26 protein-coding genes and 1 tRNA gene are annotated in these 22,149 nt (G+C 65.5%); 9 read left to right on the top strand and 18 right to left on the bottom strand.

Annotated features, from left to right (window positions below):
* The first annotated feature begins 133 nt into the window (after positions 1-133).
* Genes ACIBEJ_RS39045 through ACIBEJ_RS39035 form a run of 3 tightly spaced genes read left to right on the top strand, consistent with a single transcriptional unit; the run spans position 134 to position 2,334 of the window.
* The gene (locus ACIBEJ_RS39045; RefSeq protein WP_397187989.1) at positions 134-589 is read left to right on the top strand and encodes a MaoC family dehydratase; all 456 of its coding nucleotides are present in this window, start codon (positions 134-136) and stop codon (positions 587-589) included.
* 39 nt (positions 590-628) lie between these two features.
* The gene (locus tag ACIBEJ_RS39040; RefSeq protein WP_397187988.1) at positions 629-1,105 is read left to right on the top strand and encodes a SigE family RNA polymerase sigma factor; all 477 of its coding nucleotides are present in this window, start codon (positions 629-631) and stop codon (positions 1,103-1,105) included.
* The gene (locus ACIBEJ_RS39035) at positions 1,102-2,334 is read left to right on the top strand and encodes a hypothetical protein (protein ID WP_397187987.1); all 1,233 of its coding nucleotides are present in this window, start codon (positions 1,102-1,104) and stop codon (positions 2,332-2,334) included. The genes ACIBEJ_RS39040 and ACIBEJ_RS39035 overlap by 4 nt, the downstream gene beginning before the upstream one ends.
* 30 nt (positions 2,335-2,364) lie before the next feature.
* Here ACIBEJ_RS39035 and ACIBEJ_RS39030 read toward each other — a convergent pair whose 3' ends face one another.
* The gene (locus ACIBEJ_RS39030; protein ID WP_397187986.1) at positions 2,365-2,997 is read right to left on the bottom strand and encodes a response regulator; all 633 of its coding nucleotides are present in this window, start codon (positions 2,995-2,997) and stop codon (positions 2,365-2,367) included.
* On the bottom strand, positions 2,994-4,124 hold the full coding sequence (locus ACIBEJ_RS39025; protein WP_397187985.1) for a sensor histidine kinase: 1,131 nt from the start codon (positions 4,122-4,124) through the stop codon (positions 2,994-2,996). Before ACIBEJ_RS39025 ends, ACIBEJ_RS39030 begins: the two co-directional genes overlap by 4 nt.
* A 136-nt stretch (positions 4,125-4,260) precedes the next feature.
* Between ACIBEJ_RS39025 and ACIBEJ_RS39020 the strand changes: the two genes are divergently transcribed.
* Positions 4,261-4,336 (top strand) — tRNA-Arg (locus ACIBEJ_RS39020).
* A gap of 67 nt (positions 4,337-4,403) precedes the next feature.
* Here ACIBEJ_RS39020 and xerC read toward each other — a convergent pair.
* The 7 genes from xerC to ACIBEJ_RS38985 form a co-directional block, all read right to left on the bottom strand.
* Entirely contained in the window at positions 4,404-5,675 is a 1,272-nt protein-coding gene (xerC, locus tag ACIBEJ_RS39015; RefSeq protein ID WP_397187984.1) for a tyrosine recombinase XerC, read from the bottom strand.
* Positions 5,675-5,860: a helix-turn-helix domain-containing protein gene (locus ACIBEJ_RS39010; RefSeq protein ID WP_397187983.1), complete on the bottom strand. Its 186-nt coding sequence runs from the start codon at positions 5,858-5,860 to the stop codon at positions 5,675-5,677. Before ACIBEJ_RS39010 ends, xerC begins: the two co-directional genes overlap by 1 nt.
* Positions 5,857-7,083: a replication initiator gene (locus ACIBEJ_RS39005; protein ID WP_397187982.1), complete on the bottom strand. Its 1,227-nt coding sequence runs from the start codon at positions 7,081-7,083 to the stop codon at positions 5,857-5,859. Before ACIBEJ_RS39005 ends, ACIBEJ_RS39010 begins: the two co-directional genes overlap by 4 nt.
* 169 nt (positions 7,084-7,252) lie before the next feature.
* Positions 7,253-7,576, bottom strand: coding sequence for a hypothetical protein (locus tag ACIBEJ_RS39000; RefSeq protein WP_397187981.1), 324 nt, complete (start codon positions 7,574-7,576; stop codon positions 7,253-7,255).
* Positions 7,573-8,220, bottom strand: coding sequence for a DUF2637 domain-containing protein (locus tag ACIBEJ_RS38995; RefSeq protein ID WP_397187980.1), 648 nt, complete (start codon positions 8,218-8,220; stop codon positions 7,573-7,575). The genes ACIBEJ_RS39000 and ACIBEJ_RS38995 overlap by 4 nt, the downstream gene beginning before the upstream one ends.
* 15 nt (positions 8,221-8,235) lie before the next feature.
* Positions 8,236-9,549, bottom strand: a complete 1,314-nt coding sequence (locus tag ACIBEJ_RS38990) for an FtsK/SpoIIIE domain-containing protein (protein ID WP_397187979.1) — start codon at positions 9,547-9,549, stop codon at positions 8,236-8,238.
* Positions 9,542-9,871, bottom strand: coding sequence for a hypothetical protein (locus ACIBEJ_RS38985; protein WP_397187978.1), 330 nt, complete (start codon positions 9,869-9,871; stop codon positions 9,542-9,544). The genes ACIBEJ_RS38990 and ACIBEJ_RS38985 overlap by 8 nt, the downstream gene beginning before the upstream one ends.
* 96 nt (positions 9,872-9,967) lie before the next feature.
* Here ACIBEJ_RS38985 and ACIBEJ_RS38980 point away from each other — a divergent pair, with 96 nt between their 5' ends.
* The 3 genes from ACIBEJ_RS38980 to ACIBEJ_RS38970 all read left to right on the top strand — a co-directional run bounded on the left by ACIBEJ_RS38980 (position 9,968) and on the right by ACIBEJ_RS38970 (position 12,015).
* On the top strand, positions 9,968-10,300 hold the full coding sequence (locus tag ACIBEJ_RS38980) for a GntR family transcriptional regulator (protein WP_397187977.1): 333 nt from the start codon (positions 9,968-9,970) through the stop codon (positions 10,298-10,300).
* A 500-nt stretch (positions 10,301-10,800) separates the two neighbouring features.
* Positions 10,801-11,535 carry a helix-turn-helix domain-containing protein gene (locus ACIBEJ_RS38975; protein ID WP_397187976.1) on the top strand — a complete coding sequence of 245 codons (735 nt, stop codon included), beginning with the start codon at positions 10,801-10,803 and terminating at the stop codon, positions 11,533-11,535.
* Between the two features lie 3 nt (positions 11,536-11,538).
* A complete protein-coding gene (locus tag ACIBEJ_RS38970; RefSeq protein WP_397187975.1) occupies positions 11,539-12,015 on the top strand; it encodes an NUDIX hydrolase in 477 nt (158 codons plus the stop codon).
* On the opposite strand, the gene ACIBEJ_RS38965 is transcribed toward ACIBEJ_RS38970, so the two are convergent.
* The 5 genes from ACIBEJ_RS38965 to ACIBEJ_RS38945 all read right to left on the bottom strand — a co-directional run bounded on the left by ACIBEJ_RS38965 (position 12,003) and on the right by ACIBEJ_RS38945 (position 15,052).
* Positions 12,003-12,665, bottom strand: a complete 663-nt coding sequence (locus ACIBEJ_RS38965; RefSeq protein WP_397187974.1) for a DUF6000 family protein — start codon at positions 12,663-12,665, stop codon at positions 12,003-12,005. The genes ACIBEJ_RS38970 and ACIBEJ_RS38965 overlap by 13 nt on opposite strands.
* 7 nt (positions 12,666-12,672) lie before the next feature.
* Positions 12,673-13,233, bottom strand: coding sequence for an HD domain-containing protein (locus tag ACIBEJ_RS38960; protein WP_397187973.1), 561 nt, complete (start codon positions 13,231-13,233; stop codon positions 12,673-12,675).
* A 26-nt stretch (positions 13,234-13,259) separates the two neighbouring features.
* Positions 13,260-13,763 (bottom strand): GntR family transcriptional regulator, encoded by a 504-nt coding sequence (locus ACIBEJ_RS38955; RefSeq protein WP_397187972.1) that lies wholly within the window; start codon positions 13,761-13,763, stop codon positions 13,260-13,262.
* Between the two features lie 5 nt (positions 13,764-13,768).
* Entirely contained in the window at positions 13,769-14,176 is a 408-nt protein-coding gene (locus tag ACIBEJ_RS38950; protein ID WP_397187971.1) for a hypothetical protein, read from the bottom strand.
* A 513-nt stretch (positions 14,177-14,689) separates the two neighbouring features.
* A complete protein-coding gene (locus tag ACIBEJ_RS38945; RefSeq protein WP_397187970.1) occupies positions 14,690-15,052 on the bottom strand; it encodes a hypothetical protein in 363 nt (120 codons plus the stop codon).
* A gap of 141 nt (positions 15,053-15,193) precedes the next feature.
* Between ACIBEJ_RS38945 and ACIBEJ_RS38940 the strand changes: the two genes are divergently transcribed.
* Positions 15,194-15,928, top strand: a complete 735-nt coding sequence (locus tag ACIBEJ_RS38940; RefSeq protein WP_397187969.1) for an XRE family transcriptional regulator — start codon at positions 15,194-15,196, stop codon at positions 15,926-15,928.
* A 322-nt stretch (positions 15,929-16,250) separates the two neighbouring features.
* Here the strand turns inward: ACIBEJ_RS38940 and ACIBEJ_RS38935 are convergent, their stop codons facing one another.
* The 3 genes from ACIBEJ_RS38935 to ACIBEJ_RS38925 all read right to left on the bottom strand — a co-directional run bounded on the left by ACIBEJ_RS38935 (position 16,251) and on the right by ACIBEJ_RS38925 (position 18,957).
* A complete protein-coding gene (locus ACIBEJ_RS38935) occupies positions 16,251-16,748 on the bottom strand; it encodes an HAD family hydrolase (RefSeq protein ID WP_397187968.1) in 498 nt (165 codons plus the stop codon).
* A gap of 545 nt (positions 16,749-17,293) precedes the next feature.
* Positions 17,294-18,454, bottom strand: coding sequence for a hypothetical protein (locus tag ACIBEJ_RS38930; RefSeq protein WP_397187967.1), 1,161 nt, complete (start codon positions 18,452-18,454; stop codon positions 17,294-17,296).
* Positions 18,451-18,957, bottom strand: coding sequence for a DUF4365 domain-containing protein (locus ACIBEJ_RS38925; protein WP_397187966.1), 507 nt, complete (start codon positions 18,955-18,957; stop codon positions 18,451-18,453). Before ACIBEJ_RS38925 ends, ACIBEJ_RS38930 begins: the two co-directional genes overlap by 4 nt.
* A gap of 1,558 nt (positions 18,958-20,515) precedes the next feature.
* On the opposite strand from ACIBEJ_RS38925, the gene ACIBEJ_RS38920 reads away from it, so the two are divergent.
* A complete protein-coding gene (locus ACIBEJ_RS38920; protein WP_397187965.1) occupies positions 20,516-21,286 on the top strand; it encodes a transposase family protein in 771 nt (256 codons plus the stop codon).
* A 470-nt stretch (positions 21,287-21,756) separates the two neighbouring features.
* On the opposite strand, the gene ACIBEJ_RS38915 is transcribed toward ACIBEJ_RS38920, so the two are convergent.
* Positions 21,757-22,041: a hypothetical protein gene (locus tag ACIBEJ_RS38915; protein ID WP_397187964.1), complete on the bottom strand. Its 285-nt coding sequence runs from the start codon at positions 22,039-22,041 to the stop codon at positions 21,757-21,759.
* Positions 22,042-22,149: the final 108 nt, after the last annotated feature.

The raw sequence follows: 22,149 nt of genomic DNA, 5'->3' as shown, positions 1-22,149 counted from the left end.
CTCGAACACCTGCGCGATGCTTTCGGGTAAAGATCTTCGCAACACCGTCCCGGACGCAAGGAAGTACTCACCCCCGCGCCAGCAAGGCCGCGAACTTGGCAGCCGCGCCGCAGGCCCAATAGCGTTCCGACCCATGCGGACCTTCGCGAACCTTCAGGAGCTCAAGGCGAGCGCCGGCGAGACCTTCGGCCCGACCGAGTGGCGCACCGTCACCCAGGAGCAGGTCAACCTCTTCGCCGACGCCACCGACGACCACCAGTGGATCCACGTCGACGTGGAGCGGGCCAAGCAGAGCCCGTTCGGCGGCACGATCGCCCACGGCTACCTCAGCCTGTCGCTGCTGCCGTCGTTCCTGGAGGAACTGGTCGAGGTCCAGAGCATCGCGATGGCGGTCAACTTCGGCCTGAACAAGGTCCGCTTCCCCAAGCCCATCCCGGTCGGCTCGCGCGTGCGCGCCACGGCCGAGCTGGCCGCGGTCAAGGGCAGCCCCGCCGGCCAGCTCACCACGCTCAACGTCACGATCGAGGTCGAGGGCGAGCGCCGCCCCGCCTGCACCGCCGAGGTGCTCTTCCTGTACGTCCCCGAATAACCGTGCAACAGAAGCGCCCGCCCTCCGGTCCTTGGATACGTGGACCACACAGCTGATTTCGACGAGTTCGTCCGAGCGAGGGGGGACGCCCTCCTCCGGTACGGCTATGTGCTGTCCGGAAACTCGGAGGACGCGGCGGATCTTGTCCAGGAGGCGCTGGCGCGCCTGGGTGACGCCTGGCATCGCGTGCTCAACAAACACAACCCCGAGGGTTATGTACGCACGACGATGACCAGGCTCCACATCAACGCCTGGCGCCGGCGGCACAGGGAGGACCTGGTCGCCGACGTACCGGAAAAGGGCAAGCCCGACAGTTACGGCGACGCCGACCTGTGGGCCGAGCTCCAGGAGCTGCCGCGCAGGCAACGGGCCGTGCTCGTGCTGCGCTATTACGAGGACCTCTCCGACGCCGAGATCGCCGAGATCATGGGCGTCTCGCGGGGGACCGTACGCAGCCAGGCGGCCCGCGCCCTGGACAAGCTCCGCATCAAGCGAGTGCTTCAGGAGGCGCGATGAGAAGCGAAGAAGACCTGGTGCGGACGTTGCGAACGGCGGCCGGTCAGGCCCCGCCCATGCCGGGCGGGCTGGCGGAGGCGGTGGCCGCGCGCCGCCGCGGGCGCAGGAACGGGCAGTGGGCGCGGATGGCGCTGGCCGCCGCGGCGGTCGTCGTCCTCGTCGGTGGTACGGCTTTCGCCCTGTCCAGCGGGGGCGTACAGGTGGAACCGGCGGTCGGGATCAGCGAGCCCGCGGAAGAACCGCGGCAATGGGAACACGTCACCGCGGCCTGGCCGGAGGCGATCGCCAAGGTCCCGATCATGGCGCCCAACGGCTGGAAGTACCGCCCGGTCGCCACGATCAGCCCGACGGAGATCCTGCTGGCCGCGGACAAGTCCTTCGAAAAGGCCGGACGCGTGGCCATCTACGACATGACGACCAAGTCCACGCGCGAACTGGGCGCGGTGCCCGAGCCCAGAAGCGGATACTTCGTCCAGGAATGGGACGCCAACGACCAGCACATCGTCTGGTACGGCAAAACGCCCAACAACAAAGACCTCTGGGCCGACATCTGGGTCATGCCCAAGACCGGCGGCGAGGCCCAGCGCCTCGCGCAGCTCACCGGCGACCAGGCGCGCATCGAGGTCATGAACGTCACCCCCGACCACGTCGTCTGGTCCGTACGCGCGGGCGGCGTCTACCGCCTCCCCCTGACCGGCGGCGAACCGGAGAAGATCCAGGGCACCGACGACCTCCACCTGAACGCCTGGCCATGGGCCTTCGCCTACGGCCCCGGCGAGCAGGGCGTACGCAACCAGACCAGGGTGGTCAACCTGGAGACGGGCACCAAACTCGACGTCGGCCTGCTCCCGGGTGACGAGGGCGTCTCCTGCACCAACGAGAAGTGTGTCGGCATGATGAAAGCGGGTCCGTTCTCGCAGGGGCTGCTGGGCGACTCGCGGAAGATCCTCCCGGATCAGGTGACCCTGCACTCGCCGGAGGAAAGATTGCAGGACGACGTCGTCCCCGCGGTCGGCCACTCGGAGCTCCCGATGGCCTACGACCTGAAGGGCGACCGGCTGGTCTCGTTCGGCAAGAAGGGACTCGGTTACCGGTACCTGCCGGGTTTCCTGGCCTGGGACGACGACGCCGAGGGCGTACAGAGGTGCCAGGACAATTCGTGCGTGAACGAGGACAAAGGCGGCGGCAAGGAGCTGACCGTCGTCAACTTCAAGGCCATCCGCAGATGACCGCGAGGCGTGCCCCGCCGGGGGCGCGCCTCACCCGCCCTCCGAGTAATAGATCGCCGCCTGTACGCGGCTGCGCAGCCCCAGCTTGTTGAGCACGCGGCTGACGTGGGTCTTCGTGGTCGCCTCCGCCATGTCGAGTTCCTTGGCGATCTCGGCGTTGGACAGTCCGCGCGCCACGCAGGCCAGCACCTCGCGCTCGCGCGGCGTCAGGGTCTCCAGTTCCTGGGGCGCCCGCCGTTCCGGCTGCTGGGCGAAGGCGGAGATCAACCTGCGCGTCACCGACGGCGAGATCAGCCCGTCACCCCGCGCGACCAGCCGCACCGCGGACACCAGCGCGTCGGCATCGGTGTTCTTCAGCAGAAACCCCGCCGCACCCGCCCGCAACGCCCCGAAGACGTACTCATCCAGATCGAACGTCGTCAGGATCAGCACGTCACTCACCCCGGCCAGCTCGCGAGCCGCCGAGATCCCGTCCATCCGCGGCATCCGCACGTCCATCAGCACCACGTCGGGCCGCAGCTCCCGCGCCATCGCGACGGCCTCCACGCCGTCGGCCGCCTGCCCGACCACCTCGATGTCGTCGGTGCCGCCGAGGATCAGCACGATCCCCGCGCGGACCGCCGCGTGATCGTCGGCCACCAGCACCCTGATGCCGCCGCTCATCCAGCCTCCTCCACCGTGGGCAGTCTCACGTGTACGCGCCATCCGCCGGCCTGCGGACCCGCCTCGATCTCCCCGCCCACCAGCGCGGCACGCTCGGACATCCCGACCACCCCGGCCCCCGCCCCCGGCAGCCGCGCCTTCCGCCCGTTGACCGGATTGTCCACGGTCAGCACCACATGCTTCGCCTCATAGACCACCCGGACCGACGTCGGCTGGTCACCGTGCTTGAGCGCGTTGGTCAACGCCTCTTGCAGGATCCGATACCCCGCCAGATCCACCGAAGCGGGCAACTCCCTGGGCTCCCCGACGACCTCGAGCTCGGCCGCCATGCCCGCCTGCCGCGACCGCTCGACCAGGCTCTCCGCGTCGGCCAGCCGCAACCGCATCGCCTCGGTCTCGTCCCCCTCCTGCCGCAGCAGGCCGATCATGGTACGCATCTCGTCCAGGCCCTTCACGCTGTTCTCGCGTACCGACTCCATGATCGTACGGATCGTCGGCGCGTCCAGGTCCCGCCGCGAGAGCGCCGCAGTGGACTGGATCGCGATGGCGCTGAAGTGGTTGGCGATCATGTCGTGCAGCTCACGCGCCATCCGATTGCGCTCGGACGAAATAGCCGCCTGCCGATCCAGCTCGACCAGCCGCGCCACCTCGTCCGCCCTGGCCCGCTCGGCCGCGGCCAGGTCCCGCTGCTGCCGCAGCACCATGGCCGTCGTCACCGGCACCACCAGCAGCAGCCCGAGCTGGATCGAGATCACGACCAGTTGCCAGAGGTTGTCGACGAAGAACCCCGCCCCCAGCCCCGTGACGATCGCGACGCTGGCGGTGACCCCGAGCAGCCACCGAGACAACCTGGCAGGCCCGTAGAGCGCAGCGGAGTACAGATTGTCGGTGAACACCAGCACGGTCCCCAGCGAGGGCCCGACCGCGATGTCGATCCCCACCCCGACCAGCCCGAGCACCAGCGACCAGATCGGCGCGTGCGTCCTGACCACCACCCCGGCGCACACGAACGCCAGCGGCACCAGCATCAGCCACTCCGGGCCGCCCCGCTGAACATGGGCGCCACCGGCGATCAGGGCGGCGCCCATGGCAAAGGCCAGGACCGCCCCGAGTGCCGCACGCTTCATGACACCATCTCACCACTGCCGACCACCGCTTCCCTCCTTCGCCCGGCCAGCCTGTGGATACACACTTCGATGTATCCACAAGAGGTATGTGGTGCGAGGCACCCCGCGGGGTCCGCTATGCTTTCTTACGAAGCAAGCGGCCGTAGCTCAATGGATAGAGCATCTGACTACGGATCAGAAGGTTGGGGTTTCGAGTACCTCCGGCCGCGCCACAGCTCAAAGGCCCTCCGGGATCATCCCAGAGGGCCTTTTTCGATCTTGTACAGCCGGGTTGTACAGCTACGGAGTCTGCAAGCTGTCATTGAGCTGGTCGAGCGCCTTGCGGGTCTCTGGGGATGGGACCTGGGTGTAGATGTCCATGGTCATCGAGATCTGGCTGTGCCTGAGGATCTGCATCGCCACGCGCGGGTGCACGCCAAGCGCGGCCAGAAGTGAGGCGCACGTGCGGCGAGTGTCGTGAACGCGGATGCGCGGGACGCCTGCCCGGTGGCACCGGCCGTCGAAGGCTCGGTTCAGGTTGCGGGGCTCTATCGGTGTGCCGTGCTTGGTCGTGAAGACGAGGTCGGATTCCTGCCAGTCGTCGCCGGCCGCCTTGCTGGCGTCGTCCTGTACGGTCTTGCGGTGCCGTAGGGCGGTGGTGCACAGCGCTGGCATCGGGAGGAACGCCGCGGAGTCTTCCGTCTTGGTCGTGTTCCTATGGAGAAGCTGGCCGGAGACTCTGGTGAGCTGGCGGGCGATCTGGATCTGGCCACCCTCCAGGTCGACGCAGTCCCACGCGAGGCCCAACACCTCACCGCGGCGCAGGCCCAGGACGAGGATCAGGACGTAGGCCGCGTACAGGGGGTCGTCGGTGGCCCGGAGATGTTCGAGGAAGCGGCGAGCCTCATCGACGCTCCAAGCCATTCTTGGGCGGCTCTTCTTGGTCAGGCTCTTGCCCGGCAACGACGTCAGGGACGCGACGTTCTTGGAGATGATCTCTTCCTTGATCGCGTGACCCAGTCCCGCGCGCAGTACGCGGCGGATGGAGGCGATGGTGCTGCGGGAAGGGAAGCTCTTGCAGCACTTGCCCACCGCGCAGCACCTGCGCTTCCTCTCCGGGCGTCGTTGATCCTTATTCTGGTCGCAGCAGGTGCAGAGCTTGGGGAGGGTGTTGAGCCAGACCTGCACCTCCCGAACGGTCAGCTTGTCCAAGCGCTTCTTGCCGATGCCGGGGACGATGTAGAGACGGACCAACGGCTCATAGGCGACGTAGGTCGTCGGCTCTCGATTGGGCGCGATCACCTCGGAGAGCCACCGCTTGAGGAAGGCGGCTACGGTCTCGTGCTTGGTGGCCACCGGCCCTTTGGCGGCTTGCTCGTGGAGCCTGAGCCACTTCTCGTGGGTCTCCTCGCGGGTCTTGCCGTAGGCCCACTTGCGCGTCTTGTCGCCTTCTGGAGTAGTGACCCAGACGTAGCCGGCCCATTGGCCCTTGTAGGGGAAGATCGAGCCTTCCTTGTTGGCTCGGGTGCGGCGGCGTTTGGGCTCGTCGGGGGTGGCGGTTCTGGGTGCCATTACGCGGCCTCCTCTCGCAGGCGGGTGATGTAGGCGTCGAGGGCGGATGTGGGGATGCGGCGGCAGCGGCGGGAGACGATGACTGACTCCAGTTCGCCGGAGCGGATGAGGTTGTAGAGGGTCCATCGGCTGACCTGGAGGTAGGCCATGGCATCGGGGACGGTGAGCATGGCGTCGCCGGTCATCGCGGGCCGCCCTGGGTGAGCGCGGCCGCGAGGACGGCGTCACTCTCGGAGTGGCCGCGGCCGGCGTACTGCCAGTGGGCGACCGCATATCCCTCCTGCTTGACGTGGTCCTGGCGGGCCGCGCGGAGGGTGCCGAGGGTGGGGCCGTAGTGGCGGGAGCGGGTGGAGAAGTGGCCGCCGAAGCCGAGCATGTGGACCCAGTGGGTTAGGCCGAGTTCGAGGCAGGTGGCGATGAGGCGGCGGGCGTGGTCGGAGATGGGGAGGGTGCTCAGGTCGGTGAGCGGGCTGATGCGCTGGTCTAGGGCGCCGACGCATTCGGCGGCTTTGGTGGCGTACTTGGCGAGGTAGGACGCCATGCGTTGGTCGGTTGGGGTGATAGGGCGGATGTCGAGTTGGCGACCCCAGCGGAGCGTTCCGGCGGCTTGGTCGGGGTGGGTGGGGGTGGTGGCGGTGGTGGTCTTTGCGGCTTCTTGTACGGCTTGCGCCAGGGCTTCGGCGGTGGCTCCTGGGGGTGGGGAGTCGGCGGGTCCTCTGGGGCCGTCGAGGCGGAGGATGGCGTGAAAGTGGATGACGCCGCGGCGCTGGTATTCGGCGACCTTGGCGTAGGAGAGCCTCATGTCGTTGCCGAGGCGGCGGCGGATGGCGTTGACGAAGTGCTTCCATAGCAGGGGTGCTGTGGCGTTGAACAGGACGGTGCCCTTGTAGTCGTAGCAGTCGGGGCAGAGGGGTTGGCCGAGGCGGTGGTCGTTGGGCTGGTGGCGGATTGTGCAGGACAGGGTTCGGCCGTGGGGGCAGGTGGGGGCGTTGCGGCGGGGGCGGCAGGGCGTTCCCCGTTGGTGGTGGGTGTGGACTGGGCCGAAGCTGGGGGCGGTCAGGGTGATGAACAGGGTGGGGTGGGTGCTGACTGTTTCGGGGATGCCTTTGCCGCCGATCAGGCCAGCGCGGATGAGGTGGTAGGTGTCCTGGCGGTAGGTCTCGGCGCAGGACGGGCAGCGGGAGGCCCGGCGGGTCTTGCAGGGGACGCGTAGGACGCCGTCCGGTTCGTGGGTCGTGGTGTAGCGGTGGGTGATGGCGCCTGTGGCGTCGTGGTGGGTGATGCGGCCGCGTAGGTGGATGGGGTTGCGGCAGCCGTTGGCGTTGCGGATCTGGGTGGCCCAGCGGGCGTACTTCGGGTGGTTGAGTCGGGCGATCATCCCCGCTTTCTTGTGCAGGTTGATGGGCAAGGTGATGTCCTCCTTTCACTCGGTTGTGCGTGGAGGGTTGGCGCTGGTCAGGCGCCGTGGTTGTCGATGCCGGTGCCGTCACAGTCTTGGCAGCGGGCGTCTTCCGCTAGGCCGGTGCCGTGGCACGTGCAGCAGCGGTAGTGGATCACCAGGTCGATCTCGTCGGGGGTCACGGGTCTACGCAGTCGCGGTAGCTGGTTTCAGCGCGGTAGCGGGCCATGGTGGCGGCGGGGATGGCGACCGCTTCGTAGGCGATCGGGCCGAAGGTCAGGGTCGTGCTGTAGTGCTCACGTGGGGTGGCGTTCGAGGTCACCTCGGTGCCGAGCTGGGCGGCGATGCGGTCGATCTCGGCGAAGGCGGCGGCGTCGGTGTCCTGGGTGGGGAAGTACCGGATGGACATATCGCCGTTGCTGATGGGGAGGGTGGGGTTGGCCTCCAGGAAGGCGGCCAGGTTGATGAGGCCGTTGATCACCTTGGTTCGGTGCTCGGTCATGGTGGGGCTCCCTTCTGGTCGGGTGTTCGTAGTGCGCGGAGCAGGTCGGAGGCGAGTTGGTTGGAGACGCCCAGGCGGGCGCGGAGGGCGTCGCGGGTGATGGGCTTCGCGTGGCGGGTTTGGTGTTCTGTGGCGATGCGGCGGGCGTAGTCGAGGAGTTCCGGGGACGGTCCTGGCCCGTCGTCCTGGCCGTCCTGCGGGTTCGGGACGGGCGGGGATCTGGCCGGTTCGTCCGGGACGGAGGGCGGTGACTCGGCGGGTGCCACGGACGTGCGGCGTTCGAGCATGGAGACGGCGATGAGAAAGGCGCCGGCGGGAGTGGCCGCGGTGATCCAGCCCCACGGGGTTGGGGTGGCTTGCTGGAGGTTGGCGGCCAGGCTCAGGACGACGCCTCCGGTCAGGACGAGGGTGGGCCAGGAGGCGGGGCCGCGCCGTACACGGTGATGGTGTTTGTCGCGGCGGCGTTCGCGGGCGGCCATGACGCAGGTGAGGTCGACGCAGATGGCTACGGCCCAGGACATCCAGCCGGGTTGGCCGTGTTCGGTGGCGGTGTCGCGGATGTGGGTGAACGATCCGGCGCCGGCGATGGCGGCCAGGACGATGATGGGGCCGGTGTCGAGGAGCCAGGTGGCCAGGCGTCGCATCGTTGTGTCCCCCTTTCAGGCGGCGATCGGGTGGCGGGTGAGGTCGGTCCAGAGCGGGGTCAGGTGGGCGTGCTGTTTGGCGGCCTGTTCGACGGTGTGCTCTTCGATGAGGTACGAGCGGGCGCGGTACCAGTGGCCGTCTTGTCCGGCGACGATGGCGACGCCGGGTTGTTCGGCGGGGATGGCGCGGGCCGAGATGAGGGCGGCGGGGTCGAGGTCGCCGAGGGTCATGGTGGCGGTTTCCGGGTCGTTGACGCGGTGGCAGATGCGGCCTGAGCACTGGGCTCTGAGCGCGGTTACTCCGGGGCCGAGGTCGGAGCCGATGCGCTGGCCGCAGCAGAACAGGTAGAGGCCGAAGGCGCGGCCGAGCTGGGCTATGCGGAGGAGGGCTGTCGAGGTGGCGGCGATCTCGTTCTTCTCGGATTTGTCGGCCATCAGGTACAGCTCGGCGATCTCGTCTATGAAGATCACGATGGGGGTCGGGCGTTCTGTGGATGGGAGTTGCCAGATGTTGCGGGCTCCTGCGGTACGGCACCGCCCCATGCGGGCGATCATCAGGGCGATGAGGTCGGTCAGGAGGTCGGTGGATTCGGCTCGGCTGGTGGCGAGGGCGGACAGGCGGGCCGCGTAGGGGGTGAATTCGACGCCTCCTTTCAGGTCGAAGCCGACGAGCGCGACGGGTTGCGGGGCGAGGCCCGCGAGGACGGCGTTGGCGAGGTTGGATTTGCCGGACTGGGTGGCGCCGGCGGTGAGCCAGTGGGGGATGGTTCGGAAGTCGATGGTCCAGGGTTGGCCGGTTTCGAGGCGGCCGACGGTGACCTTGAGGAGGTCGCCTGAGGCGGGGAGTTGGTCGATCGTTGCCAGGGGGTCGGTCAGGGTGACGTGGAGGACGACTCGGCCGGGGCGGGGTGAGGAGACGCGGACGGCGTGGACGCCCCAGGAGTGGGCTAACGCCTCTGCGGCTTCTGAGTAGTCGGTGGGGGTTTGGCCCTCCAGGGTGTGGAGGGTGACGCGCCAGCCGTACCGCGTGGGGAGCGGGAGCCAGATGAACGGTTTGGTGTCTACGGCGACGCGTTGAAAACGGCGCTTGACCTTGACGATGCCGGTGGAGGCGATGGCGCCAGGGACCGTTGTGAACCACCACTGCTGCCGCTTCTTCGTCAGGCCGCAGCCGAGGGCTACGCGGCGCCAGGTGAGGCGGACGTTCAGGGCGGTGAGGGGGTAGCCGATGATCCACCAGAACGAGCGGGGGTGGAGGGCTCGCCAGGCCCAGAGGATGCCGGTTGCGGCCGAGATGGCGATCAGGGTGAGGGTGAAGGTGTCAGGCATGGGTGGCCTCGATGGTTGAGGCCTTGTAGCTGATGCCCCAGCGGGTCTGGCCGCCCTGGGCGATCTCCCAGACATAGCCGAGCAGGTCGCGAGGGGTGACGTCCTGGCCCTGGGTGATGGCGGGTTCGCCGGTGGTGTTGACCTTGACGAGTTCGATGCGGCCGAGGGTGTCCTCTGCCATGAGGATCGTCTCGTAGAGCGTGTTGCCTTCCTTGTCGGTCTTGATCTGGCCGGTGTCCTTGCTGACGAGGCGGGGGCGTGGGGCTTTGGCGCAGGTGAAGGTCAGGCGGGTGGTGTCTACGGGGATCGGGATGGTGCGCATTCGGTACCTCCATATCCGTCGTAGCCAACATAGTTAACCTAGTTGGCTCGGTTGTCAACGTTGGCGTGGGTGACTTGGTGTGGTGAGATTGGGGCGATGGTCAAGCACACCGGGCGGCCGGGGTATCTACAGATCGCCGATGATCTGCGGGAGCAGATTCGCGGTGGGTCTCTTGCGCCTGGGGCGCCGTTGCCTTCTACAACTCAGCTCGCCGAGCAGTACGACGCTTCGCTGTCGGTGGTGAAGATGGCGGTGGGGTTGCTGCGGAACGAGGGGCTCGTGATCGGGCAGCAGGGGAAGGGCGTTTACGTCCGGGATCTCGACTCGGTGCCGGGTGTGGATTTGGCGGCTGAGGTCAGCGAGTTGCGTAGTGCGGTGCGAGATCTAGGGGAACGTCTCGCTCGGGTAGAGAAGAAGCTGCGGAGTTAGCGCCTCTGGCGTAGCAGCCGGTGACCATGCGGGTCATCGAGTTGGCCGCGGTCGCTGGTCGGTGGCGGAGGCTCATGGCCTTGTCTTCGCGGCGGATGTTGATGACCAGGGTGGCGAAGCCGTACGTGAGCGCGATGCCGATGACGGCGGTGGCGATGAGTGGGATCCAGGTCATGGCTGAGGCTCCTTACGGGGGTTTCGGGGTGGGCGGTTCTTGCGGCGGCGGTCGGCTCGGCGCTGGTTCGCGGCTTGTCTTCTGTGCCAGAGCTCGCGGTTGCGGCATTTGGTGCAGAGCGTCTGGCCTGGTTCGAGGGCGGCTTCGCATGCGCAGATCTGGGGATCGTTCATAGGCATTCCTCCTTCGGTTGCGGGCTTGCCGGGCTTGTGCAACCGAGGATGCGCCGGGTGATCGGGACGGGATCACTACACGACGGGACATGTTCAAGACGTCCCGCTTACGATGGCCAGGTCCCCGGACGTCCCCCATGCGGGCAGGTGAGATGGCGAACGAGCGACTGCGGGCTGCGCTGCTGGCCAAGGGTGTGGGTGTGGGTGACCTGGCTGAGGCGATTCAGGTCGATCCGAAAACCGTGGAGCGGTGGGTCACCAAAGATCGCGAGCCGTATCGGAAGCATCGTTACGCTGCGGCTTCTTACCTTGGGGTGGATGAGAGCTATCTCTGGCCCAAGGCGTTGTCGCGGGAGCAGGTGGCGTCGGCTTCCGAGAGCGAGATCGTCACCGTGTATCCGCACCGCTGGGCCGTACCTCGGGACGCTTGGGGACATCTCTTCGAGAAGGCGTCCCAGGAGATCGGGATCCTGGTCTACAGCGGGACGTTCATCCATGACGACAAGGGGCTGATGCGGCTGCTGGCCGATCGGGCGGGGGCCGGGGTGCGGGTTCGGATCTTGCTGGGTGAGCCGGAGAGTGCCGAGGTCGCTCAGCGTGGGATCGATGAGAACATCGGTGACGCGATGCGCGATCGGTGCAAGCAGGCCATCACGTACTTCCGCAACCTGGTGCCCGGGGCTGAGATTCGGCTGCATCGGACGGTGCTGTACAACTCGATCTTTCGCGGGGACGATCAGCTTCTCGTCAACACTCACGCGTACGGCCAGCCCGCCGGCGACGCGCCCGTTCTGCATCTGCGTCGGGTGGCCGGTGGGGACATGGTGGGGCTGTACCTGGGGAGCTTCGAGAAGACGTGGGACGGGGCGGTCCCGCTAGAGTCCTGACCCATGGCTACGCGGATCGACTACTTCGACGACCCCGACGCGCCCGCGGCCAACAGCCTGGTGCCGTCCGTGAACGTCATGGTCACCAATGCCGAGGGCGCGCTGCTGATGATCCGGCGCAGCGACAACGACAACTGGGCCGTCCCCGGTGGGGCCATTGATCTTGGGGAGTCGATTCCGGACGCCGCGATCAGGGAGACGCTGGAGGAGACCGGGATCACCTGTGAGATTACCGGCCTGTCAGGGACTTACAGCGATCCGCGGCACGTGATCCTCTACACCTCGAACGGCGAGGCCCGGCAGGAGTTCTCCCTCGTGCTCATCGGCCGCGCCGTCACCGGAACGCCCACGCCGAGTGACGAGTCGCGCGAGGTTCGATGGGTGCCGCGGGACCAGGTGATGGAGTTGCCGATGGACCGGTCGATGCGCATGCGCATCGAGCACTTCCTGTCGACAAAGTCTTCTCCCTATATCGGATGATCTTGCTCTTCCATGAAGCGCCGGCGATGCGGCAGCCATTGCCGCAGGCTCTTGGTCATGCATGCGTCGGCGAACGAGCACTGCACATCCATCAACGCCTTGGATTCGGCCGGGTCCATGTCGGACACCGCCGACCCTTCCCACAACCCGCCGGGTTGAAGGAACCGGGAGGCATGTTCGGTGCCTAGGCGCTGGTCGAGGTGGAGGAGCGCGCCGATCGCGTCATTCTGGTCGTAGCGACAGTCCAGTTGTGGGAGGTAGTGATCCAGGTAGGCGACGAGGATCTCGGCATCGCGCTCCTCGGCGAAACGGGCCAGCGCGAAACAGTAGGCGCCCCCGGCGTAGACGGCCTTACTCTCCAGAAGCAACCGGCCGAGCTGCTCGCGAAACTGAGTTCGGCGGTCGAGGCCGATCAGCCACGCGGCCGTGTACCTGGATCGCCACTCGAAGCCGAGCAGAAACCTGAGATCGTCATCCGAGGTCCGCCGCGCGTCTCTGGCCAGCAGGCGCCCGAAGCGGACCAGCTTCCGGTCTTGTAGCAGCATGTACGAGCCCATGAGCTGGAGATACCGCCGCCGGCTTCCCCGGCCCGTCGCCACGTAGCGCCTGATGAAGAGCGACTGTCTGAGTGACAGCTCGGCGAATCCCATAGGTGCATCATGCTCGGGAAGCCATCGCAACCTCCACGGCCCGGACGGCGGCCGTGATGCACGGCGTCGAGGCGGTGATGGAGCGGCTGACCAGATGCTCTGGGCCGTAGCGTGAGTGGATCTCGGTGAGGCGCTCCTCGACGTCGAGGTGTTGGCCGTCCGGTCCCGTGGTCATGTCGCTATAGGTCAGCGCGTCCATCAGATGCGGGCGCTCTGTGCTGAACTCGTTGATGAGCGCGTCATACAACGAGCGCTCAAGGGCTTCATTCACGGCGCAGGAGTGGTGGGCGACCAGCCGGCACAGGATCTCGTCGGCCTGGTGGACATCGCGGAGATATCGGGCGCCGTCGAGGGGGTGGAAGCCGGTGTCCACAAGCCGTGGAGAGTATCCGATGTCGTGGAGGTAGGCCGCGGCCACGAGGGTGTCCGCGTCGGTGCCCAGGATCGGGGCGAGCGTCTCGGCGCGCCGGCCGACGCCTTGCGTGTGTGCCCATCTGCGCGGCAGGGGCTCTTCCAGCAGTTGTTTGGCCAGGTCATAGGCCCAGGCAACTTGTCCCACGCGGTTCACGATAGGCAGTGAACCCCTGCCGCGGGCTAGAGGAAGAGGTGGGACGTCCCGGGACGTCCCACCTGGAAGTCATTCGGCTGGATGAATCGCCCCCTCCCCTGTTGTGCGTGGATAAGACCTTCCTGCTCCAGTACGGCCAGCGCACGCCGTACCGTGTTGCGCGACGCCGAGTACCGGCGCCGGAGGGTGAGCTCGCTGGGCACCTCAGCCAGCTCACCCCGCTTGATCGCGTCCCGCAGGTCGCCGGCGATGACCTCATAGCGGTAGGACTTGCTCTCGTCGCCGCCGCCGGTCACCACACGGCCCTTGGAGGGGACCGTGACGATCAGGCCCTCGCTCTCCAGGATCGCCAGGCCGCGCCGTACCGTGTTGCGCGCGACCCGAAACTCACGCCCAAGCTCAGCCTCGGACGGCAGGACGCTGTCCACCGGGTAGACGCCTGTGGTGATGCGGGTCCGCAGGCGTGCGGCGAGTTGGGGGAAGACGCGCTTGCCGGTCAGCCATGGCCGGTCATCGTCGGCGGTGGGCATCGACGCTATGGGTTCGGGTCGGTGAGGGCCGCGTCCCATGCGTCCGGGGGAACCGGCGGGAGCGTGGTCTGGTAGCGGAGGAACACGTTGGCCCCTTCGAGGGTGGCGCCTTCGCCGGCCCAGGTTCGGATCTTGTGCTGCGATTCGGGCGAATGCCAGAGGTCGTGAGCGTGCTGAGCTGGGCTTGCGGGGATGTGGATGGGCGTCTCGGCTTTGGCCATGTCCCAGGCGGCGTCCGGGATGGTGGGGATCTTGAGCAGGACCAGAGCGGCGTTGACTTCACGGTGAGCCGCACCCGTGCGGAGCAGGAACCTGATGTGGCACTGCCAATCGTCGCTGTACCAGACGTCCGGGAAGGTGGCCGATTCGATGTCGGGGAACATCACCTTGCGCTGGGTTGCGTAAATGTCCATGGGTGTCCGATCTCGGCGCTGGTTGGATGGTGGGGCCTCCGGATGGAGTACCAGGCGATAACCGGAGGCCCCACTTGACCCCTGGCCTGGGCCTTGCCAGGGGGTGAGCGACCGCCGCAGAGATCGCGGTCGCGCGGATTCGCCCCCGCTTCGGGGAGGAGGTGACCGAAGCGGGGTGCGCACGTTCCTCCCGCAGCAGACAGAGGTACGCCCGGCTACGCCGTCGCGTCCGTACTCCTCTTGGCAGGCGAGACGGCGTAACCCGGGAAGGGTGTGTAGATCTGGGGGTTGGGCGGCTTCAGGTGCCTCTTCGCCTGGGGGCGGGGAAGCAGGTGCCGCAGATGAGGTCACCGCACTGGTTGAGACAGTGGCGCAGGCCGCACCAGTGGGTGGCTTCACATCGATGCAGGCTCGCGCTGGCGTTGGGATTGCCCAGGCAGACCGGAGGGCAGGATGTGAGCTCTTGGTCTGGGCCCCATGCCGGCGGGATGAACGGGACCATCGGATAGATCGTCATTGCGGAACCGCCGCTCGGAGGTCGGCGACCTCGGGCAGGGGGCGACCGTGGGTGGGGTGCTGAGCCCGAAGCTCGTCGTAACGGGTGACGAGTTTGGCCGCCGCGGTGCTCGGGTCGTCGGCGGGAGCGTAGTCCCAGATCGGGGTAGCGCCCCTCGCGCCGGTGATCCAGGAGAAGAGCAGGCCATCGCAACTGACGAGCAGGCCACCCCAGAGTGACACCCAGGCCCGGCCCTGGAAGAACGGCTGTAGGTCAGCGTCAACGCCTCGGGCGGCGAGCTCGGCGACGCGGAGCCGGGCGGCGTCGTGCGGAAGGACTCGGCGTCCGGCGTATTCAGGGGCTTCATCTGTCGCGCTCATGATCAGGCCCTTCGGTGGCGGATGTCGTGCGAACGAGCTTCGTTCGCGGCCATCGACATCGGCACCGCGTCTCTGGGACGTCTAGGGACGTCTTGTGTTACCGTCCGCGTAGGAGCCTGCTGCGTGGGAGGGAACGTCCCCGTGAATGACTACCTGCGTGCGGCCATGGCCCACGCCCGGTTGCAACCGCTTGACCTCGCATCCCGCCTCGGCGTCGACCCCAAAACCGTCAGTCGCTGGCTACACGGCCGCATCCCGTACCCACGCCACCGCGCAGCCGTAGCCGACTGCCTCCAGGTCGACGAAGCCGACCTCTGGCCCGAAACCGTCGGCACTCACCGGATGATCAACCACGAGGTCCGCGCCATCTACCCACACCGCTGGGCCGTCCCACATGCGGCATGGCGAAACCTCCTCGGTGCGGCCACGAGACGGATCGACATCCTCACCTACAGCGGGCTGTTCCTCGCCGAGGACGCAGGACTCATGAACCTGATCACCGAGCGTGGTCGCGCCGGAGTGCAGCTCCGCATCCTCCTGGGTGATCCCGACAGCCCCGAGGTCGCCGCACGAGGGTCAGACGAGGGAATCGGCGCCCACATCATGGCCGCGCGCGTCCGCAATGCCCTCACCCTGTTCAGCCCTATCCGAGAGGTACCGAGCGCCAGCATTCGCCTCCACCGCACCGTGCTCTACAACTCGATCTACCGAGCCGACGACGACCTCTTCGTCAACACCCACGCCTATGGCACGAAAGCACCAGACGCACCCGTCATCCACCTTCACCACGCCAGCCCGCACGGCACAACGGCCGTCTACCTCGCCGGCCTCGAACGCATCTGGAGCCGAGCGAGTCCCGTCCGGAGAACCTGTTGAGCCTGCAACCCAAATATCTTTACGTCTATCAAGGCCGCCCGCCTACGGCGGCCGGCGCGCGTCGGGGCGGTCGCTGGCCGCGCTGCGGCTCTTCGGCCGGTCGCGGCCAGCGCCGCCCACGCGCTAGCCACCCCGCAAACAGCCACGACGAGAGGCCCTCTCAGCTCCCCCGAACGGTCAATCAAGGGACTTCAGCAGCGCCAGCGCGTCCCTCATGTGCCCAATCACCCGATCAGGCACCACCTCACCCGGGCCGGAGTCCTTGAGGGTTGACCCACACCACCTTCAACCCGGCCCGCTGTCCCCCGCCCTACGTCCTTGATCAGGCTGTCACCAACATCCACCCGCCATTCCCCAGCGAAACACCGCATCGGTCGGCAGCGATCTCGAACAGACGCCGGTCCGGATTGCGCACGCCCTCAACCCCGGAGCAGGCGTACCCATCGACAGCGTCCACCAGGCCGGTGCACCTGATCTTTCCGATCTGGCTATCCGCGCTCCCATTCGTGACAATTCCCACCCGCCGTCCCAACGTCCGCAGCTTCGCCAACCCGTCGAGCACCTCAGGAGCGCACTCCACCAGGCGCGGCATACGCCCGCGATAGTCTGCCCACAACTCCACCGCCTCAGACCTCAGCCCGAACCGCGCACGAACCCGGGCGAAGAACTCGCCACGATGCGCCAAGCCGTCGCCGTCCAGCGCAACCAGCCAGCCGACCGCCTCGACATCGAGGCTATGGTCACCGGCGAACTCCGCCGCCCAGACGCGAAACCCGGCACGCAGATCGATCAGAGTGTCATCCAGGTCGAAAAGCGCCAATCGCCGCACCCCACACCACCCTAGGCTTCAGCCCTCCTGCACCCGCGCCGGCCACAACGACGCCATCATCGGGCCAGGCTGTCCGATCGCCACACTTCGGTTCCCGCCGTACATGGCCGGGGGCGATCGCTGCCGCACCGCTTCCGGTGCTCGGGCCTTGACGGCCCTGCGCTCCAGGTCGGCTTGCCAACGAGCCGACCCGGTTGCTCGTCTGAGGTGCGCCCGAGCACGATCCCATCTGAAATCCCCAGACGCACCGCGCTCAGTGCACCCGATAGGGCCCTGACGCATGGCCACGAGGACCGACTATGTCGACGAACCCCAACGCCTTAGAACCGGACGGCCCGGCAATGAATGTCATCGTCACCAACGTCGGCGGCGAACTACTGATGGTCCGACGCAGCGACGACTGGAGTTCCTCCGGACCTTCCGAACTGGCTGAAGACGACGATCCACAGCGAGAACCCAGTCCACGCGGCGGGAGCGGCATCCCACTCGACTGTCAAATTCCCCTCGCCGAATGCAGCGCTGACAATGACCGGGATTCAGTCTGCCGGATTAGCGAGCAACGATGGCTCACTGAGGGAATAGTCCGGCTCAAAGTGACTTACGTCCATTGTGGCTGGGCGGCCCATTCGAAGGACTCCCCTTAAGACGATTCTTGTCCTACTTCCATGGTACCGAACTGCCTCTTGATATGCTTCTTCGCCAAGTTCCATCCATACGACTCTGCGGCGTCGCTCGATAATGGTCTCTACGCCGATTCGACCACCACGCGATTCCTCATCTGCACCGCGATGAAGATCAGTAATTACCCCAAAGAGTACGTGCTCACGCTCTCGACGAATGGTCTTTAACTTATCAGCCACATGCTCCACTACAGCCGATGATTCCTTAGGGAAAGTCAGCAGCGCAACTTCGGGTCCCATCGGCTGCGATACCCGAGACCAGTTGAACTCGAAATCAATCTCACTAATTTCCGTCGAGCTAAGTATGGAATCCAGGGCGGTGCAGAGTTCGCGCGATACACCTTCGCCAACAGAGTCCGCGATTTCAGATGAAGACGGCAAACGATCTCTGCTCACCATCTCTTCGAGAGTCTTAAGCGCACGGGCCATAGTTGTCATGACCCGACGGTCAAATAATGTTTCCTCGACATTGACATCAAGGTGCAACTGTTCATCGACTAGGGGAGGTGGTGCAGGCCTGGCTGGACTAATGACGGGCAGAATGTATGACCCACGCCGGGTCTGACCGAGGCGAACATGCCTGGCGTGCTCGCGAGCCTTTAAGGGAACACTCTGCCCGAAGTGGCCTTGCCGTCGTATTGTTGCAGCAGCAGCGGAGATGACTATCTTGCGTGCCGACTCGAAAAGTTGATAGCCCGCATCCAACGGAATCGAATCGTCTATAAGTTGCGGATGGTCCGCCCTCAATTGCGTAACATCGTAATAGATGAGGGAAATTTCGCTAGCTATATCCTGCGGGTCTCGACGCTCAAGCTGAGCAAGCTGCTGGATGAGGATACGCATGCGCTTACCGTAGTCACTGGCGGTGCTGCGAAGCGGAACCAGGAGCGTCTCTTCTTCAAACTGAGGATGGGACCAGAGCTGGGCAATACTCCCACTCATCGTTGGAGCCCAGCTAGTAAGGCGCAGGTAGGTAGTGAGTTCATCGATTGGCACTGATGGGACAGGCTCGCTCATGCGGAACCTCCCTCGGTGGCGCCATTCAGGATACGTTGACGAGAGACCTCGAACATACGTTCAAGGGACTGGACGGTCAAGACCTGGCGGCGTGGCAGATGGATAGCGGTTGTCCTAGAGGCGGCCGGGGCCGGCTCGTCCTGGAGCTTCGCCCAGTAGGTGTGACACGACATCAGTAGTCGCTCAGCTGCATGAAGAAGCCACTTGTCCAGCGCCTTAGGGACTACGGCCAGGGCCATGTAGCCAGGCGCCGACCTCTCAGGATCGCGCAGCTTGTTGTAGGTAGCTAGGTCTAGATCGAAGACGTAATCGTCCTTCACCGCCCGTGGGCTCTGTGTGCACTTCAACTGGAAGTCCACCATCAGCCCCTTCCAGCGCAGAGTGACGTCCACTCCGTCCTTGTCAACGTTCCAATCTGCCAGCGTATAGCCACCTCTCGTGGCAACGGCTAGCACATAGGCCCTACTGAACTGCTCTTTTTGCCAGCTAGTCGCTTCCGTCATCCCGATTCCCCTCTACGGGTAACTTCCGACATCTGGCATATTTTGTTACATGCACTCCCCTTGGCGAGCTAGGCGGATCCACTTCTCGAACTGATGTTGCCATTCTCTGTGCCACACAAAGACACTGAGGCCGCTCCGGCCATGCGGCGGACGCGTGGAGAGCTAATTCCGGAACACGTCTATGACCAGTCCATGTTTACTTGCAAAGGTCGCATTTGTGATTCTAAGTCCGATTTTCAAAAATAGAAAGATCTAGATTCGGTGGATGCTTGGAAAAGGCTTGCTGTTGCCTCGGCTCACTCGAAGCACAACGAGCACTCGGGAGGCTTCGTGAACGCATCAAAGAAGCAGCAATGAGGCCGCGCATGGAGATTGTGTCATCGATGCGGCATTGGAACCCTACGCGCCTGCTGCATCACAACATCCGCAAGCGGCGCTTACGACGTCTTCCGTCCTGAAATGCGAGAAGGACGCTTCACTCCGACATGACTCATCCGCACAAGGCCTAGCACGGCCCCCCATTTGCATGGACGATGAAAGGAGCCAGCCACGATCACACGTGGCTGTGCCTGCTCGACACCGACCGACAGGAGAAGCGCATGATCGAATCGCAAGCCTCCCAGCAAATGCTCCCCCAGGGCTACCCACTCTGGCTCATCCAAGAGTCGTACAAGGGCGAGGGCGCCGATCGACATCTCGACGCCACTGCCTGCCGCCTCGTAATCGGCTGGGTAAGTGGAAGGGATCCGGATGGCCTTCATTGGGATCCGGTAGTAACGATAGACGGGGGCTTGGCCATTGTGGAGTCGGTAGACGATCCCACCAACCACATGTGGGACGTGGCATGGTTCACCACTGTGCCGCCAGTAGATGGCGGTCGCGGTAGCTACAAACGGCGAGCGCCCATGAAGAGGCACCCGAACACAAACGGCGATTGACGACGAAGTTTCCACAAATTTGCCCTCACCCCTCGATGTACCATGTTCTTTGAGGGAGCCATTGGAAATATCAGTGGTAGATCAGCAAACGCGTGGTTCGTAGGAGCTACCGCTCCACCACAACATCCCTCAATCAATTCCCTCGGGCCACGATCAAACGTGTGGCGAGTTCAAGCGTCAGCTCGCCAGCGCGGTTCAACAGCTCGGTGAACCATTCTCGTTGGCCCCCCAGCGAATCCCATCACGAAGGGGTACTTGACGCCCACGGATCAACGATTTGGCGCTCCGTATGATTCGCTGCGTCGTCGACGTCTGACACCGCTGTCGACCCCGCAGCGCCTTCGTGAGAAGCCACCTCGCTCGTTCATCCCACAACCGGCCGCCAGAGCGCGCGATCCGCCCTCTCTCGGAGACGAACAACCCCGCCGGCCACACGAGTTCGTAGGAGCTCAAGTCCACCGCCACAGTCCTAATCTTCCAACACTGAACCCTTTTCATCCCCTGGCGAGAGGTGCTGATCACAGCATGATCGCGGGTGGGGCGTTCGCCTGATGACGTAGCAGAGCCCCTGGTAGACGGGTTGATCACCACAATCTTCGCCGTCACACCAGGAGCTCTGGGTGCTGTTCTACCGTGCCGCGGTCGATTTGTCGCGTTCAACGCTGAACTACGTGGCCGGGCTGATTCGCCGGCACCGCCAGGCGATCGGGTCGGCCTGGCGGCTGCTGAACCCGGGACAGCAGGCGTTGCTGGTACTGGTCTACCTGCGTAAGGGCGAGACATTCGACGAACTCGGCGCCGGTTTCGGGGTATCGACGGCGACCGCGTGGCGGTATGTGGAGGAGACGGTGATGCTGCTGTCGGCCCGTTCGCCCAAGCTCGGGCAGGCGCTGCGGAAGGCCACGAAGCATGGCCTGCACTATCTGGTGCTGGACGGCACGCTCATCCGTACCGATCGGATCAAGGCCGACCGGCCGTACTTCTCTGGCAAGCATCGCGTGCACGGGATGAACGTCCAGGTCATCGCCTCACCGGACGGGACGATCCTGTGGACCTCGGGCGCGCTGCCGGGCAAGACGCATGACCTGAGCGCCGCCCGGATTTGGGGCATCCTGCGGGAGCTGGAGCGGGCCGGGATCATCGTCTTGGCGGACAAGGGGTACCAGGGAGCCGGAGGCCCGGTCATCACCCCGTACAAGGGCATGCACAAGCCCGTGTCCCAGAAGCAAGCCAATCGGTCACATGCCCGCCTCCGCGGACCGGGTGAGCGCGCGAGTGCCCAGCTCAAAACCTGGCGTGTCCTCCGCAAGCTCCGGTGCAGTCCCAGCAAGGCCGGACATCTGTGCAAGGCCATCGCCGTCCTTCAGAATCACCAGGTGACCCGAGGATGAAAAGGGTTCACTGTTCGGTTTCTTGGGGCGAGACATGGATAGCAACTCCCGGATGAAGCCGCAGCCAGCCCACGTCCGGCTGACCATGTCCTTATCTGCCAGACGATCACCGCGGTTGGTTGGCCAATGGGCGCGAGTTCGCAGCTCCTAGTGAGCGCATCCAGCGCCTGGCGGACGGCCAATCCCGTCCTCAGTCGATCTGCTGACTTCGTACGACGCCTCCAAAGGTTGGGGAGGCGGAGATGATCGCGTCTGCTGTACAGCACGGCAGTACAGCAACCAGCACCCACGACAGCACATCGCGCCGAACTCCATCACATGCGTGACCAGGTCGAAGGCCGTCCGACCTTGGTTACGCCGTTGCCTACGGATCAGAAGGTTGGGGTTTCGAGTACCTCCGGCCGCGCACGGCTTGACCAGGGCGTCCCTTGAGTGCAGGGGGCGCCTTGATCGTTTATGTGGCAACAGGCTCACGACGCCTGCTCATGGTGCGCGGTGAACGACAAAGTCGGCCTGATATCTGCCAATCCAGCTAGATCGTCGCGGGACAGACTGAGGCGTACTTGGCTTCCCCGATGGGTGGGGTGCCAGCCCGATTGGAGTGCTCTGGTGATGGCCATGGCGACGAGGGCCGGGCGCACCGTTGCGGGTTCTTCGCCGATGCCCTGTCCGTAGCTGGGCTTGTGACGGATTCGCCAGCGGTAGCGGACACCATCGACGGTGATGAGCCGGGAACCCTTCTTCGGTATGGCCACACACGCCTCCGATCATGATCTGCTCCGGTCGTGCCACAGCTCAGTAGCCCTCTGGGATCATCCCAGAGGGGCTTTCTGTTAAAACCGCTTGTGGGCTCGGCTTATCAG

It is taken from the genome of Nonomuraea sp. NPDC050790 (assembly GCF_044456745.1).
GTDB lineage: Bacteria > Actinomycetota > Actinomycetes > Streptosporangiales > Streptosporangiaceae > Nonomuraea.
The sequence above is the reverse complement of the archived record's forward strand: the minus strand, read 5'-3'. Positions and strand labels throughout refer to the sequence as shown.